This is a genomic window from Coprobacter fastidiosus (assembly GCF_982245605.1).
Window position 1 is genome coordinate 16,229 of sequence record NZ_CEVCIF010000045.1, and the last position, 16,046, is coordinate 32,274.

A 16,046-nucleotide genomic window follows, 5' to 3' on the forward strand; every position below is an offset into this window, starting at 1 on the left:
TAACAGTTTTTAGCTTAATATTGTTTTCTTTATTTCAAAAAAAACGGATAAACAAATCTGCTTACCCGTTTTCCACTTATTTGATATAGACTTTATTTTTTTGGTATTACAAACGTATTTATAGACCGAGATTCTAAATTCACCGGTAATATAAATTTCCCTATTCTGACTTTCAAAGGTTGTTCAAAATTTTCTTCATTTGCTGCAATAACAACAATCGAATTATCAGGATTTCTGAATGCCAACAAATTATCATATCTTCCCGAAGTCTCAATTCTTCGCGCTCCAGGCTGTACAAAATGGCTGAGCTGTTTCATTAAGTAATATTCGGGGGTATATCTATATGTTTTTGTATCCTTGTCAACCGATACTAAGGAGTTCTGACGCCAGAACCAATGGCTCAGGCCATCTTCTTCTAACGAAATATTCCAATACATGTAAACAGATGTTCCATTGCTAAGATAGTGTTTCATCAGATTCCAAGTATAAAAACAATAATCCCAGCTATTCTTTCCATCTCCACATTCGCTTTCAGTCTGCACCAGCTTTAATTCAGGGTATTTTTCATGAACAGCCTTAATTGCACCTTTTCCGGCCCATTGAAAACCGATAGCCGAGACATATTTTCCTGCTTCGCTTTTCATAACGGTATCTATCATCAGATCATTTTTCCGTTCCATCGTTCCAAATAATATCTTCACTCCCAATTTCTGCATTTCCGGACCCAAATATGTTCCGACAAAACGCGATAAAGACTCGGCTGTCCAAATGCATGAAGGAAATACTTGACAAGAATTAAATTCATTTTGAGGTGCAACCATTTCAATACGAATACCTTTGGAGCGATAAGCTTCGATAAACTTTTTAAAATACAGAGCATAAGCTTTTAGATATTCGGGTTTCTGAATAAACATATCCGCCCCTTCTGCTCCTTGCTGATCAGGAGTAAGATGATTAACCGTAGTTATGCTATTACTGATCCCCAACTGTTTCATATTTTCCTGTACAGTCTCAGGATCTTGATACATACATGCATAATGTTTATTGTATTTCATCCATGTAGGGGGACACCAAGGAGAAGCCCAAAGTCTTAAATCGGGACGTACTGCCAAAGCTGCCTTAATAAACGGGATCAATGTTTCCTCATCATTGGCTATCGAAAAGTTCTCCATTTCAAAATCTTTATCCGTTTCATTATAGGAATACCAATCCCGAGAAAAATCATTTGCTCCTAAAGGCATTCGTCCGACAGAGAAGTTCATACCATCCTTACTAAAAAGATCTTTTATGATATTTTCTCTATCCTCACTATTCAACTCAGATAATGAAGTCCACCCCAGTTCATTAAAACACGCCCCAAACCCATCAATTTCCTGCATAGGATTATCTAAAAGAATTTCAACGTCCGCACTATCCACAAACTCCGACATAAAAATACCCGGATGAGAAACAAAAAGAGAATCGGCAGTAGTACTTATCCACTCGACTGCTGGACTCCGGTGCTGTGTACATGCACATAATGATATTGTCAAAATGACAATCGAAATCAGATTTTTCATGATACGATAAATTAAATGTATGTGTAAATATTGTAACAAAGTTACAGATTCTTTTATATTATTCAAATATTTCAAAAGACAAAGAGCCGGTCGTAAATTTTCCAGACAAGAAAATAAAAAAGAGCATAACGAATGACTTTCCCGTTCATTCATCATACTCTGAAAATTTTCGGCTTTAAAACTTTATAACAGTTACCTTTTCCAATAGGACAATTTAGTCAAATATTCTTTGTTTTTTCAACTTCATTCATAAGGGGTATTTAAATTTTGTTGAAATTTTTCCCAATATTGCCCCACATAATATCCGTCAACAAAACCATGATGAAAACTCATTGCAACCGGCATTTTTTTTATTCCATTATCTTCCGTTACTTTTCCGAGAATAGATAGCGGCATATTTTCTCCTGCATTCTCGGGAAATTGGAACTGCATTCCAGTAAAGCTATACCACGGATTAATACTAATGACAATAACGTCTTTTTCAGAATCGAGCCCATATGCATCACCCAAACCTTTTCGGGCCAAATCTATCTGCTCTTGAATCGACATTACGAATTCTTTTAAAGACGATTTATAAGGGACTATTACTGAAATAAAAGAGTGATCAGGAAGCGATACTGCCGTATTAAGCCTGATCGAATCAAAAAGCCAGACCTTCCCATCTATTTGCCTATACCGCAAAAACTCGATCTCATTTACAGCCTTCAATGAAGCGTACATAAGAAATTGAGAGAATTTTATTCCTAAACGTTTAGATGTATCATAAGCTTTCGAGACATCTACAACAGATGTTACCGTATAATACGGATTCGCAAAGTTCCTAAAAAAAAGATAGTTTTCTTTTCTTTTCCAATTATCAATATCTACTAACTGTTTCATCTTTAGAATTTGAACTTATCTAAATTTCCCGATAAAAAACTTTAAATACTTTCCAAACAAAATACCCTGATCATTAAACAAGAAATAATTTTGTATTAATAATCAGGGTATCTATTCTCTATGTTTAAATAACTACTTCTCTGTTTTTTCTTCTTTCTCTTCTGAAAAATCGACAAGATCTTTTTCTACAAGTAAGTTATACCAACTGAGCAGTTTTTTTATGTCGGTGGGATATACTCGCTCTCTATCAAAATCGGGCAAAATCTCCGCAAAATATTTTCTTAACACATCCGGATTCGATTTTAAATCTATAGATGACACTGCACCGTTTTCTTTTTCTTTCACTTTAATCAATACCTCCCTTAAAGGTACTTCTCCGCTTTCTGTAAAAATAGCGATGTCTCCTAATGATATAACTTTATCATGAGCGTATGCTGGTGTCCGTTTTCCCGTAACTACAGACTCTACAATCAACATGTTTTTTGCTTGTGACACTAATTTATATAACCCGGGTTTTCCAGATATAGAAAGGATTGCTTTCAACATAATATCGTAATAATTTTAAAGATTAAATCGGCACAAATGTAACATTCAATATTCAATTTATCAATCGTTATACTCTTTTTTGTATCAAAAGATTCTTAACATTCAAGTTTCCCCTTATAATTCAGGCAGTTCAAAATTTGGGGTATCAAAGGTTTTTTATCATCATTTCGAATAACCTGATCTGCTTTTTTACATTTTTCAGTTTCATCTAATTGCACCGATATTCTTTGTCGCACATCTTCTTCACTACAATTATTCCTTGCCATCACACGACAAATACGCATGTCTTCCGGAGCAGTAACTACCCAAACTTCATCAACAGAATTTTCGAATCCCGACTCAAACAGAATTGCAGACTCCATAAAAACAAATGCCGTTTTTTGGCGCATACACCAATATTTAAAATCCTCCCGAACTATCGGATGAACAATCTCATTGATTCTCTGCAATAATAACAGGTCTACAAATATATAACGAGCTAATAAAACTCTATTCAATTCCTGCCCTATATATATATCAGGACCAAACATCCCGATAAGTTTATTTCGTATTTCCGGATGCGTATTCATTAATCTTTTCGCTTCGGAATCACTGTCATATACGGGGAATCCCAATATGCGAAGAAAATGGCTTACCACCGACTTTCCAGTTCCAATTCCACCAGTTATTCCTACCGATTTCATAATACTTTTTCTTCTAAAATATATTCTATGCTGTCAGGCACGACTTGCAAATGCTTAACAAAAGACGGTTGTTTCAAAACTTTTACAGCCAATTTATTTCCTGAGTTATTCTTTATCTGTCTATAATCTACTCCTATTTCTATATCCCCTGCGGTAACTTTTGCAAAATGACTGATAGGAAGCATATAGCTGACTTCTACAGTCGCCGGGAAAAGAAGCATCGTCATATTATCAGGAATATTCTCTATTTTTACTGCAAGCGTCATTTTTTTCATGGTTATCTCTTCAACAGGAACCATAATTTTCACTTTATCCGGAACAATTTTAGCACCTCTTATTTTTTTCAAAGAAAGATCATAAACTGTCGTATCTGACAAATTTCTCAAAGCAAAAGAATCTGTCTCTATCGTTCTAATGGAGTTCAGAATATAAGAAGGGGCATAGACTGTAACTGAGTCTATCCCGGAAGATATTTCTCCATTAATAACACATTGCGGAACTGTTGATACAGAGCCGACCAAACGTAACTTAAACTTCGCTCCTCTATTTTGAGAATAATATAATGTCAAAGAATCCGGAGAAATAGAAACCAAACCCGTAGTATTTTTAAGTTGTTTACGGACCAATGCGCTCAACTTCGCCAATGAAATAGTAAATTGTCCTCGTTTATTCTGATACTGATTAAAATCTATCTCGACAGGAACAAAGCGGTCTATCATATAGTTCATCATCGTTGTCCCGTTATCTCTTATACGAATGTCCAAATATTGAGGATATTCGTTTGTAATCATTACTTTATCCGGGACATTCGTAAAGCGTATAGGAATCTTGAACGATGCCTCTACTTCTTCATTCAATGACTGCAACACCCAAAAAAGAAACGACAAACCCAAAAATAACAAAAAAGTAATAACTTCTTTGCTCCTTTCACTACGAAAAAAAACTTTTGCATTATGCAACCATTTTTTTATTTTGATTTGAATATAGCGTTCTGTAGCTTTTTTCATTTAACCAATAACTCTAATAAAACAAAGATAAAGTTTTTTATTCGAAATAAAATTACAAATAAAAAACTTTATCTTTAATAATCTCTTAAGATAAGATCTTCTACAAAAAGGTAGGCCGATTAAGCTTGGTTTGTAGTCGTCGAATCGGCAGCAGTAGCATAAATAGAAGATTTATCAATACGAATCCGTACATTATCCGCAATCTCAAGAACGATAATATTATCTTTGATTTCCTTAATCTTTCCATAAATTCCTCCGGCGGTAACGACTTTGTCTCCAACGCTCAACGCTTCACGAAACTTACGAATCTCTTTTTGCCTTTTTGTCTGAGGACGAATCATAAAGAAATAAAAAATAGCAACTAAGGCCACCATCATAATTATACTTGACCATCCAGCGCCTTGTCCTTGTTGTTGCAGTAAAATTGTCAATAATGTCATAATTTCAACTTATTTGTTAAACAATTAAAGATACAGTTACAAATACAACTGTTTTATTTAATAACAAAGATATGACAAAAAAGTGAGATTGAGAAAAAAATATAATAGAAGAGCCTATTTAATTTTTAGAAACATTTTTATTGTCGCTTTATCTGAACTAAAATCGATTCAATATTCCCCAAACTATCTTAGGAACTGCCTAAATTTTTCAATAAGGAAATATTATCAGGTCATTTTTGCGTTTTTGGGATCTATAACGATATTGACGGTATCGGTACGGCAATTCAATTCTTAAAATTTAGACTCTGTGTTATGTAAAGAACATATTTTATAACAAATAGAGGCTATACAGAAGTTTCTGTATAGCCTCTATTTGTTATAAAAATCGTGAAGTTTCGAATCTCTCTATACTTTACCGACTAAAGAACCGTCTTTTTTTAACTGAGAAGCAATAGCATCTAAAATTCCATTTATAAAATGTCCACTCTTTATAGTACTATATGCTTTGGCTATTTCTATATATTCATTCAATGTTACTTTGACAGGAATGGTAGGAAATGATTTTATTTCTGCAATGGCAACTAACATAATGACAATATCCATAAATGCCACTCGGTCAATTTCCCAATTCTTCGTATGTTGATCTATCAGAGCCTTATTAACATCGACATTCATGAGTGTTTTTCTAAAAAGCATTTTAGCAAATTCGGCATCCTCATCATCCTTAAACATCGGCAAAAGCTCCTGTTCCGCACCTTTACTTTGGTCGAACCGTTTAATCGTTTTCAATACGAAAGTAGAAATCGTTTCCAAATCATCATTCCAATAAAGACTTTGCGCTTCTAAAATTTCCGACAGATCTTCATTTTCAACAATGATGTGTTTGAATGCCTTTTTCCAGAAATCCTGATCAACAGCATACGAATCTTCTTCTGAAGTTAAATATGTTTTATAAAGGTCAGATGCCAATAAGCGATCTAACAAAATACGAATAAAATCCGGTTCATTCACCCAAGAAACAGATTGACGATCGACATACTCCTTTAACATCTTGTTTTCCCGCAATTGCGCAATAAAACGATTATTTATTAAACGTGTATCCGGATTCTTATCTGCTGCAGTCGCCGTATATTTAAAACGGGCATTCTCTATACGTTTATTTTGAGCATCTGTTAATTCGATCATCAAAAGTAACAAACGGTGATACAACTCATAAGCTTTTTCCAAACTGAAAAATAATTCTTTCTCTGAAGTATCTATACTCTTATCTTTATTTACCAAATAAGAGTATACTATTTGTACAACTTTGATTCGGATTAAAATTCGATTCACCATTTTTTAAAGATCCTTTTTGTATTATGCGGCTGCAAAGGTATTACTTTTTTTATTGTACTCCGTCTTAAATGCCTATTTTTTTCTCAAAAATCAACACAAGAAAAAACGAACTTCATTATATTTCTAAAATGTTATCTCAAAATATTTGTTTCTTCAAAATAAAATAGCATATTTGCATTTGAATACATAATTAATAAAATATTTCATCACACACAAGAACATTACTTAATATGGAAAATCTGAAAAAGGAAGACACACTCAATAAGAAGGAGAATGATATAGTATTTACAAAAACACTGAAAGCCGGAAAAAGAATTTACTATTTAGATGTTAAGAAGAACAAAAAAGATGAATTTTTTCTAGCTATTACAGAAAGTAAAAAAATTATTTCCGGTGAAGACTGTAATCCCATAGTCCAGTTTGAAAAACATAAAATCTTTTTATATCAAGAAGATTTCGACAAATTCACATCAGGACTTAATGAGGTAATGACATATATCAAAGATAACTCTCCAGAAAAAGATTCAGAAGAAAAAATAGAAAGTCTTTAGTCCAATCTACAAAAGAAGAATTTTCTCTTAAAATTTTTTTATGGGGAAAAAATCTTTTCAATTTACAGATTTCAAGATATAAAAAATTCTACTTTATACGAATATACTCAAGTAAAAAATTTTATTTGAGTATATTTTATCTTTATATTTCTACCTCACAAAGCCAATAACAAAACAACGTTATGTATATTACAAATTAAGTTCCTTTCTTAAATATTGCGTTGTATAAGTATCTTCCGTTTTACATATTTCTTCCGGTGTACCGGTAGCAAGAACTTGTCCTCCTCCTTGTCCACCTTCAGGTCCCATATCTATAATGTAATCGGCAGACTTTATAACATCCAAATTATGTTCTATTACCAAAACCGTATTTCCTTTATCTACTAAACGATTGAGGACATTCAACAAAACTCGAATATCTTCAAAATGTAAACCTGTGGTCGGTTCGTCCAATACATAAAGAGTTTTTCCTGTATCTTTTTTAGATAATTCGGTAGCTAACTTCACACGCTGACTCTCTCCACCCGATAACGTAGTGGACGGTTGCCCTAATTTAATATAGCCTAACCCGACATCTTGGAGGACTTTTATTTTATTTAAAATTGCCGGGATATTTTCAAAAAATTCAACGGCCTGATTAATCGTCATATCAAGAACGTCTGCAATAGATTTTCCTTTGAAACGGACTTCTAACGTTTCTCTATTATATCGTTTTCCATGACATTCCTCACAAGGGACTAATACATCCGGTAAAAAATTCATCTCAATAGTCTTATAACCGTTTCCTCCACACACTTCGCATCGTCCTCCGGCAACATTAAAAGAAAATCTCCCCGGTTTATATCCTCGTATTTTGGCTTCCGGAAGATCAACAAAAACATTCCGTATATCAGAAAACACCCCCGTATAAGTTGCCGGATTCGAACGAGGCGTACGGCCTAATGGAGACTGATCAACGTTTACGATTTTATCAATATATTCTAACCCTTCTATATTCACATAAGGAAGAGGTTCTCGTTGTGCCCGATAAAAAAGATGACTAATTATCGGTTGCAATGTGCCATTAATCAAACTCGATTTTCCACTACCGGAAACTCCCGTTACACAAATAAATTTTCCTAATGGAAATTCAACGGTCAGATTTTTCAGGTTATTTCCTGTCGCACCTTGTAAAACGATAGATTTTCCATTCCCTTTTCTCCTCGTTTTGGGTATCGGGATTTCCATATTACCATTCAGATATGCCGCCGTCAACGTTTTTGTCTTCAACATTTCTTTCGGAGTTCCTGCAAAAACCACTTCCCCACCAAGACGGCCGGCTCTGGGTCCCATATCTATGACATAATCTGCCTCCAGCATCATTTCCTTATCATGTTCAACAACGATAATAGAATTTCCGGCATCCCGAAGCTGTTTCAACGAACGTATCAAACGAGTATTATCTCTCTGATGTAATCCGATACTCGGTTCGTCCAAAATATAAAGGACATTGACCAACTGAGACCCTATTTGTGTAGCCAAACGTATGCGTTGGCTTTCTCCTCCGGAAAGAGTTGCCGAAGCTCGATTCAAATTCAGATACTCCAATCCGACATCTACCAAAAAATGCAGTCTGGAGCGTATTTCTTTTAAAATTTCTTTCGCAATCGCAGCCTGCTTTGAGGACATTTGCATTTCTATCCCGTCTAACCAACAAGAAAGCTCAGAAATATCCATCTCCGCCAATTCAGCAATATTTTTTCCTTGAATACGATAATGCAAAGCCTCCTCATTTAACCTGTGACCGTTACATTGAGGACAAATAACTGTTTTTACAAACTGGCCGGCCCATTTCTGAGCCTGAGCTGTAGCCTCATTCTGCTGTTGCATCTCGATATACTTTATCAGACCATCGAAGGTGAGAAAATAATTAGAATTTCCCAGTGATTGGTTTTTGATATTCAACCGTTCATCCGTTCCGTTCAGGATATCATCCAAAGCCTCCTCCGGAACATCTTTCAGAGGGGTCTTCAGTGTAACTCCATACTTATCGCAAATAGCCTCTATCTGCCAGAATAAAAGGGTATTTTTATATTTTCCTAACGGAACAATCCCTCCTTGATATATCGACTGATTCGGGTCAGGAATTATCTTGCTTTTATCTATAACATTGACATACCCCAATCCTTTGCATCTGGGACATGCACCTTGCGGAGAATTAAATGAAAAATTATGCGGAGCTGGTTCACTATACGAAAGACTGGTTTTCGGATCCATCAACATACGGCTATAATGACGTACCTCTCCAGTCTCCGCATCCAAAATCATTATCAATCCATCGCCCTGTTTCATGGCGGTTTGTACGCTTTCTTTCAGGCGTCGTTCGTCTTTTTCCGAAACGATCAATTTATCTACCACCAGCTCTACACTATGGTTTTTATAACGATCCAGCTTCATTCCGCGTAAAATTTCGCGTAATTCTCCGTCGACACGAACTGTCAAATATCCTTTTTTACGAACCTGTTCAAAAAGTTCTTTATAATGACCTTTACGATTTCTCACCAATGGCGCTAAAACATAAGTTTTCCGTCCTTTATATCTATCAAGAATCAAAGCTAAAATCTGCTCTTCGGTATATTTGACCATCTTTTCTCCTGAGATATAAGAGTAAGCCTCTCCTGCCCGAGCGTATAAAAGCCTTAAAAAATCATAGATCTCCGTTGTTGTTCCTACCGTAGAGCGAGGATTTTTATTCGTTGTTTTCTGTTCTATGGATATCACCGGACTCAATCCGGTTATTTTATCGACATCCGGGCGTTCCATATTCCCCAAAAAATTACGGGCATAAGCCGAAAACGTCTCAATATAACGACGTTGGCCTTCGGCAAATATAGTATCAAATGCCAATGAAGATTTCCCACTTCCGCTTAATCCGGTAATGATAGTAAAACTGTTACGAGGTATTTCAACATCTATATTCTTAAGATTGTGTACCCGAGCCCCGAGCACTTCTATTTTATCGTCTTTCTTTATCATTTTTTACTACAAATCATTTAAAATCAGCAAATGAAATAGCCTGATAACATCAGTCTATTGTCCATTTTTTATTATATACCGGTATCTGACGTGTACTATAATACAGATCTTTCTTTTCCGGAATCAGTATTTTATATGTTTTCCCGTTTTTATTCGGAAGGCTGCGATCTCTCAACCATGAATTAAATTCTTTTAATTGAGCATAGGTAATACCATGATTTTTTGCAAATACGGTAAGATCTTCGATCGGTGTATTTACCATTATTTCTTGTACACGTACCGGATGATACAGCTGATGTTTTCTTACAGCAAATCCAAAACGATACGGGTCTTTGAGAATTTCTTTCAATACCAACGCCCGAAAAACGTATCTGGAGGTTTCTTCATTTAACCAAAGATCAAATGAAGAATCATGTTGTTGCTTTGCCAGTTCTTTCGAAATTCTCCCCATTCCTGCATTATAAGAAGCCGCAACAGTAGTCCAACTACCATATTTGGCATAAGCCGATTTCAGATAACGACAAGCCGCCTCTGTCGACTTTTCGATATTAAACCGTTCATCGACATAATCGTTCACCTCGAGTCCTGCTTCTTTTGCTGTAGAAGGTAACAGTTGCCACAGTCCCGCAGCTTTTGCAGGAGAAACTGCACGAGGATTTAAATAACTCTCAATAGCTGCTAAATAAATGAAATCTTCAGGAATACCGTTCTTTTTAAGAATTGGTTCGATAAGGGGAAAATAACGATTAGCCCGTTTTAAAATCAAGAGTGTATTCGAATGCATATAACAAAAACTTGTCAGCTCCCGATCATACCGTTCTCTCATATCGAATCTGTCCAAATCAACTCTCTCGCCTCCCCACTCTACTTTTGCAGGAAAATCCGGTATAATATTAACGATAAGAGATGATGTAAGCAGATTTTTTTGCGGAGTTTTAAAAGAAACGATTGATAATATCGTCAATAGTGGCATAATCGCAACTATCGATATGTAAATATACTTTTTTTTCATTTTTTTACCCAATATATCCGGTTCTAAAAACCTATTTAAATTTTTCGATGAGGAAAGAAACAGACTCTAATTACGAGGTCTTAAAATATTTATATTTCCTTTTAATTTATAATTCTGGTTATCAGCTCCTTTTGCTTCTATAATATAATAGTAAACTCCGGGTGGGACTAATTTCCCTTTATACTTTCCATCCCAACCTTGTGCCGGGTCACTAAAACGGAAAATTTCAACTCCCCATCGATTAAATATCCAACACTTAAACTGAACTATCGATTTATAGGCGACTTTCCACTCGTCATTCACACCGGGACTTGTTCCGGGAGAAAAAATATTCGGAGCTTCAAGGCGAGACTCGCCTACCGTTATAGTAAAAGAGGTATCTCTGCTGCAATATGAATTGGTCGCTTTAAGCCGGACATAAGTCGTTCCCTCGTCCTTGAACGTGTATCGCAATATTTTATCCGGATATATAGCATCTACAATAGGATCATCCACCTCACTCGGATTCTCCTGCATAAACTCCCATGCATAATAATTATCTCCGCTTACATAAGCTTTAAATTCCATTTCTACAGGAGCTGAACCACCGAAAGATCCATCTTCCGGAGCTGTATTCCATTCATTTTTTGCATCTCTTAATTGTTGAGAAACTACAGCTTTCATTAAAATTGCCCAAGGTTCATATTCATCAGATGTCGAAAACGTTTTTATAGCACCGTTCCAACCTTTATACGGAATAGAATCGATCACTGTAAACAGCGTTTTTTCATACGGTGCTGGAGCATACAAACTGACGGTTTCCCCACTCTTTGAAACAAGACCTTGTACCGTATCTTCTACCATTTTCAAATCTTTCAATGTGTCATCCCATTTCCAAGTTTTATAAGCGACTGCACGATTTACTCCCTTCCATTTCCCATTGACTGTATAATAGGCAATATCAAGACCCGTTCCGGCCAAACGAACATCTTCACACTGATTAGCGTACTCCTCATCCGCATACAAAGAAGATACTTCTTTATAAGTCGATAGCCAAAGATAAATAGAAGCATCTCCTTGTTCGATGACATACCCATAATCTTTCTCTGCAGATGAATACGTCAAAGAATTTCCGTTAGAAATAGGAGTTTTATTATTTACCCCCGTACGATCAAATCTATACCAATTGACAGGTGATCCCGATGTAGAATTAAACCGAATCGTAGCCTGTGACGATGAAGGGATTACAAAAACATAATCTAACCCTGTCTCCGATTTATTTACTCCTGTCCAACGATAAGCTCCGTCAACTTCTACAGTTTGCGCATATAAAAGAGATACGAAGAATATATATAACGATAAAATACAGAATCTTTTCATCTCCAACTCTCCATAATAGTTAATCGTCAAAGATACGGCATTTCAAAGAAAGAAATAAATAAAAAATCAAAAAAGGATTTTACAAGCCTGTTCAAATTTTCCGGTAAAAGGGTCTCTCTGCCTCTTTAAGTTCATTATTCTATTTTTGCATGTCACAATAGATGAAATCAAAAAAATATCCTCAAAATAGCTGTCAAAAATATCTGAACAAAACTTAAACAGACTCTCATAATCATGAAGTTTTTCTAAGACATTGCCACAACAAGGAAAATTTTATACCTTTGTTTTTCATATATCATATACGGATAACAATAAAAACAAATAAGCTGATCGCATGATTCTAAAAAAAATATCTTTCTTACTTTTCATTTTTTTTATCGGATATTTATCATTGCATGCCGATAATTTCCCGCAAAAATCGATAGACGGTAAAGGGTTTTACTTATATAAAGTAAATCGTGCAGAAGGATTTTATTCTATTTGCAAAAAATTCGATGTCTCTAAAGAGGAAATCATACAATTCAATCCGTCGGCTAAATACGGATTAAAAAGCGGGCAAGAATTACTGATTCCGATTAAAGGTGTAAAAGTTGCTATTCAAGAAACAGAATCGCCATATTTCGTTCATACCGTATCTGCAGGAGAAACGCTATATGCAATATCCCGCATGTACCATATCAGTACAGACTCCATAGTAGCTTTAAACCCGGGATCGGAAAAGGGAATACAAATAGGAACAAAATTAAAGATTCCTCAAATTAACTCGAATACATCGTCCGATTCTTCAATATCCAATAATACTCGAAACCAATATATTTTCCACACGATTGCTCCTAAAGAGACATTATTTTCCGTTTCCCGAAAATATGGCATTTCCGTAGAATCCGTATTAAAACAAAATCCCGGGCTATCACCTTCGAACTTCTCAATCGGGAAAGTTATACGAATTATCCCTGAACAAAATAATGAAAGAGTTCAAAAAAACAATGGTCCTAAAACTTTTTTATACACAGTAAAGAAAAAAGAGACTTTGTACAGTATCGCTCAACAATTCGACATTACAATAGACGATATCAGGGCTTGTAATCCGGGAATCGGAGAGCTCAAAAAAAACGATACGATAAATATTCCGGTAAAAGAATCTCCGACCGATATTTCTCAAGCCTTAACTCACGAAGATATTAATCAAATATACAATGATCTTTATTCAATAGAAAAAGACGGAAAAATCAACGTTGCCGTCTTACTTCCTTTTATGCTTTCCCAAAAAGAAGATGCCAGATCGGCTCTTTATCTTGAATATTATCAGGGATTTCTTTTGGCTGTGGACAGCTTGAAAAAACGGGGAACATCTATTAATGTATATGCTTATGACACAGAAGGGAAAAGTTCTACCCTCGACAATATCCTGTCAAAACCCGAAATGAAATCGATTGATTTGATTATCGGCCCTGCCGATAATAACCTGATACAGAAAACAGCAGAATTTGCACTCAAAAACGAGATCAACATGGTAAATGCATTTTCTCTGAAAAATGACGAAGCAAACCACAACGCCCATGTTTTACAAACAAATATACCGCACTCCTATCTATATGCTGAGGCTGCAACCGAATTGGTACGTCAATTCGGAAACAAGCAAGTCATATTTTTACTTGACGATAACAATGCGGATGAAAAGAAAGATTTCATCAACTCTGTAAAAGCGGAATTGCGACATAAAAATATTCAATTCAAAGATCTTCATATTGCTTCAGATCCTGAACTTACAATGCTGAACAGCTCCTTACCGGAAAACTCCGATATTCTTATTATCAGCAATTCTTCTACAAAAAATTCTGTCGGTAAAATCATTGCACCATTGACCAAGTTGAAAGATGATCGTGCCGATCTTTCTATTACGTTGTTCGGATATCCCGAATGGCAGACATATACAAAAGAGTATCTGAATAATTTTCATAAACTAAATACGGTTATATTTACTCGATTTTACACAAATCCGACAGATTATGACTGGAAAGAATTCCAAAAGAAATTTTATTTCTGGTATAACAAAGATATGATCAATGCCAACCCCAAATACGGATTATTAGGATTTGATACGGGTATGTATTTTTTGAGTGTATTAAAACAATACGGAAAAAATTTTGAAAACCATCTTAACCAAGTAGAGTCTTCAAGTATACAAACCGACTTTAAATTCCAGAGAATCAATAATTGGAGCGGATTTATAAACAAAAGTTTCTATTTTGTCTACTTTAAGCCTTCATATATTATTGAGAAACGGGTAATAAGATAAAAGCATGAAAAAGATCATCATAAGCAGTTGTATTTTGCTTTTCTGTATCGCCACGATTTCGGCACAAAGGAATTACAAACGTGAATTTGCTGTCGGTGCGAAATTCGGAACTACTTTTTCACGAGTAACTCTCCGTCCGAGTGTGCGACAAAATTATGAAATGGGCTATATGGGAGGAATATCCGCACGATATATCGAAGAAAAATACTTCGGTTTTATTGTCGAATTAAATTTTACTCAGCATGGATGGAAAGAGAATTTCAGCGATGAAGGAGATTATAGTTATAGCCGAAAACTAAATTATATCGAACTGCCATTCATGACTCATATCTTTTTTGGAAACAAAGTTTTTCGCGGATTTGTAAACTTAGGACCGCAAGTAGGTTTTCTTATATCGGATAAAGAAATAAGCAGTTTCAATTTGAAAGAACTTCCACAATTTTCTCAAACATGGGAATCTACACAATACAACATGCCCATTGCACATAAATTTGATTACGGCATTTGCGGAGGAGCAGGAATCGAGATCAAAGCCAAGAAAAACAGTTTTATCCTCGAAGGGCGATACTATTTCGGGTTAGGAGACTTTTTCAAAAATCGTAAAGTCGATTATTTCTCGGCATCATCTAATCAAACTATTTCCGTTGCATTGTCCTATATGTTCAACCTGAAATAACAACCGTTGTCTTTCGTTTCTAATGAAAAGTATCATCATAAATAACCAGTCTCACGTATCCTATTCTGAATTTAAGAGCTTATATTCAAGCAGTTTTCCAATTTTCGAACAGAGAACTGAAGAACAACAAAAGATCGCTTTTTTACATCCTCAATACCATCTAATTGCTTACGCCGAAGGAAACAAATTTATCGGCTTCATTTCTTACTGGGAATTTCCTGCCTACATATACATCGAACATTTTGCCGTGAACCAATCATTAAGAGGGAACGGTATAGGCAGCAACCTTTTAAACAAGTTTATTGGGGAACATTCCAAAATCATCATACTGGAAATCGATCCCATCACAGACAAGATTTCTACTGCACGATTAAGATTTTATCAAAAATGCGGATTCTTCACCAATGATTACCATCATATTCACCCGGCATACAGAAAAGAATTTGAAGGACATTCTTTAATAGTCTTATCGACAAAAAGAAAGATAACAAAAACCGAATACGATTTATTTCACAATGATCTGAAAACTGTAATAATGAAATAGAAGTTATTTTGAGGGATAAAAGTAAAACCGATCATTACAAAATGGGATATAATACCGATCATCTATTTGAATAATAAAAATAAATACAAGAAGGTGTCTAAAAAGGATGCCTTCTTTTTTTTGTCATGCCGCCCTTTTATT

General features: G+C 35.2%; 14 protein-coding genes. 4 read left to right on the plus strand and 10 right to left on the minus strand.

From position 1 onward, the window contains the following. Positions 1-92: 92 nt before the first annotated feature. The 7 genes from AC0UMU_RS11085 to nusB all read right to left on the minus strand — a co-directional run bounded on the left by AC0UMU_RS11085 (position 93) and on the right by nusB (position 6,449). Positions 93-1,559 carry a glycoside hydrolase family 30 protein gene (locus AC0UMU_RS11085; RefSeq protein WP_278715859.1) on the minus strand — a complete coding sequence of 489 codons (1,467 nt, stop codon included), beginning with the start codon at positions 1,557-1,559 and terminating at the stop codon, positions 93-95. Between the two features lie 243 nt (positions 1,560-1,802). After that, positions 1,803-2,438 (minus strand): CatA-like O-acetyltransferase, encoded by a 636-nt coding sequence (locus AC0UMU_RS11090; protein ID WP_288641634.1) that lies wholly within the window; start codon positions 2,436-2,438, stop codon positions 1,803-1,805. 132 nt (positions 2,439-2,570) lie between these two features. Further along, on the minus strand, positions 2,571-2,984 hold the full coding sequence (locus AC0UMU_RS11095; RefSeq protein WP_022390046.1) for a DUF5606 family protein: 414 nt from the start codon (positions 2,982-2,984) through the stop codon (positions 2,571-2,573). Between the two features lie 95 nt (positions 2,985-3,079). Further along, positions 3,080-3,667, minus strand: a complete 588-nt coding sequence (gene coaE / locus AC0UMU_RS11100) for a dephospho-CoA kinase (protein ID WP_009317138.1) — start codon at positions 3,665-3,667, stop codon at positions 3,080-3,082. Continuing rightward, positions 3,664-4,674, minus strand: coding sequence for a YbbR-like domain-containing protein (locus AC0UMU_RS11105; RefSeq protein WP_278715861.1), 1,011 nt, complete (start codon positions 4,672-4,674; stop codon positions 3,664-3,666). Before AC0UMU_RS11105 ends, coaE begins: the two co-directional genes overlap by 4 nt. 119 nt (positions 4,675-4,793) lie before the next feature. Beyond that, positions 4,794-5,114, minus strand: a complete 321-nt coding sequence (gene yajC, locus AC0UMU_RS11110; RefSeq protein ID WP_022390048.1) for a preprotein translocase subunit YajC — start codon at positions 5,112-5,114, stop codon at positions 4,794-4,796. Positions 5,115-5,519: 405 nt separating this feature from the next. Further along, on the minus strand, positions 5,520-6,449 hold the full coding sequence (gene nusB, locus AC0UMU_RS11115) for a transcription antitermination factor NusB (protein ID WP_022389740.1): 930 nt from the start codon (positions 6,447-6,449) through the stop codon (positions 5,520-5,522). A 230-nt stretch (positions 6,450-6,679) separates the two neighbouring features. On the opposite strand from nusB, the gene AC0UMU_RS11120 reads away from it, so the two are divergent. Continuing rightward, entirely contained in the window at positions 6,680-7,000 is a 321-nt protein-coding gene (locus tag AC0UMU_RS11120) for a DUF3276 family protein (protein ID WP_009317142.1), read from the plus strand. Between the two features lie 189 nt (positions 7,001-7,189). Here AC0UMU_RS11120 and uvrA read toward each other — a convergent pair whose 3' ends face one another. From uvrA to AC0UMU_RS11135, 3 genes are all read right to left on the minus strand, one after another. Next, positions 7,190-10,015 (minus strand): excinuclease ABC subunit UvrA, encoded by a 2,826-nt coding sequence (uvrA, locus tag AC0UMU_RS11125; RefSeq protein WP_278715863.1) that lies wholly within the window; start codon positions 10,013-10,015, stop codon positions 7,190-7,192. 49 nt (positions 10,016-10,064) lie between these two features. Beyond that, positions 10,065-11,027, minus strand: a complete 963-nt coding sequence (locus AC0UMU_RS11130) for a lytic transglycosylase domain-containing protein (protein WP_022389963.1) — start codon at positions 11,025-11,027, stop codon at positions 10,065-10,067. A 66-nt stretch (positions 11,028-11,093) separates the two neighbouring features. Continuing rightward, positions 11,094-12,386 carry a T9SS type B sorting domain-containing protein gene (locus tag AC0UMU_RS11135; protein ID WP_270214116.1) on the minus strand — a complete coding sequence of 431 codons (1,293 nt, stop codon included), beginning with the start codon at positions 12,384-12,386 and terminating at the stop codon, positions 11,094-11,096. Positions 12,387-12,720: 334 nt separating this feature from the next. Here AC0UMU_RS11135 and AC0UMU_RS11140 point away from each other — a divergent pair, with 334 nt between their 5' ends. From AC0UMU_RS11140 to AC0UMU_RS11150, 3 genes are read left to right on the plus strand one after another with little or no spacing between them, the layout of a single operon-like run. After that, positions 12,721-14,685 carry a LysM peptidoglycan-binding domain-containing protein gene (locus AC0UMU_RS11140; RefSeq protein WP_270214115.1) on the plus strand — a complete coding sequence of 655 codons (1,965 nt, stop codon included), beginning with the start codon at positions 12,721-12,723 and terminating at the stop codon, positions 14,683-14,685. Between the two features lie 4 nt (positions 14,686-14,689). Continuing rightward, positions 14,690-15,361, plus strand: coding sequence for a porin family protein (locus AC0UMU_RS11145; RefSeq protein ID WP_022389966.1), 672 nt, complete (start codon positions 14,690-14,692; stop codon positions 15,359-15,361). Between the two features lie 22 nt (positions 15,362-15,383). Beyond that, entirely contained in the window at positions 15,384-15,905 is a 522-nt protein-coding gene (locus AC0UMU_RS11150; protein ID WP_009319430.1) for a GNAT family N-acetyltransferase, read from the plus strand. The last annotated feature ends 141 nt before the right edge of the window (positions 15,906-16,046 follow it).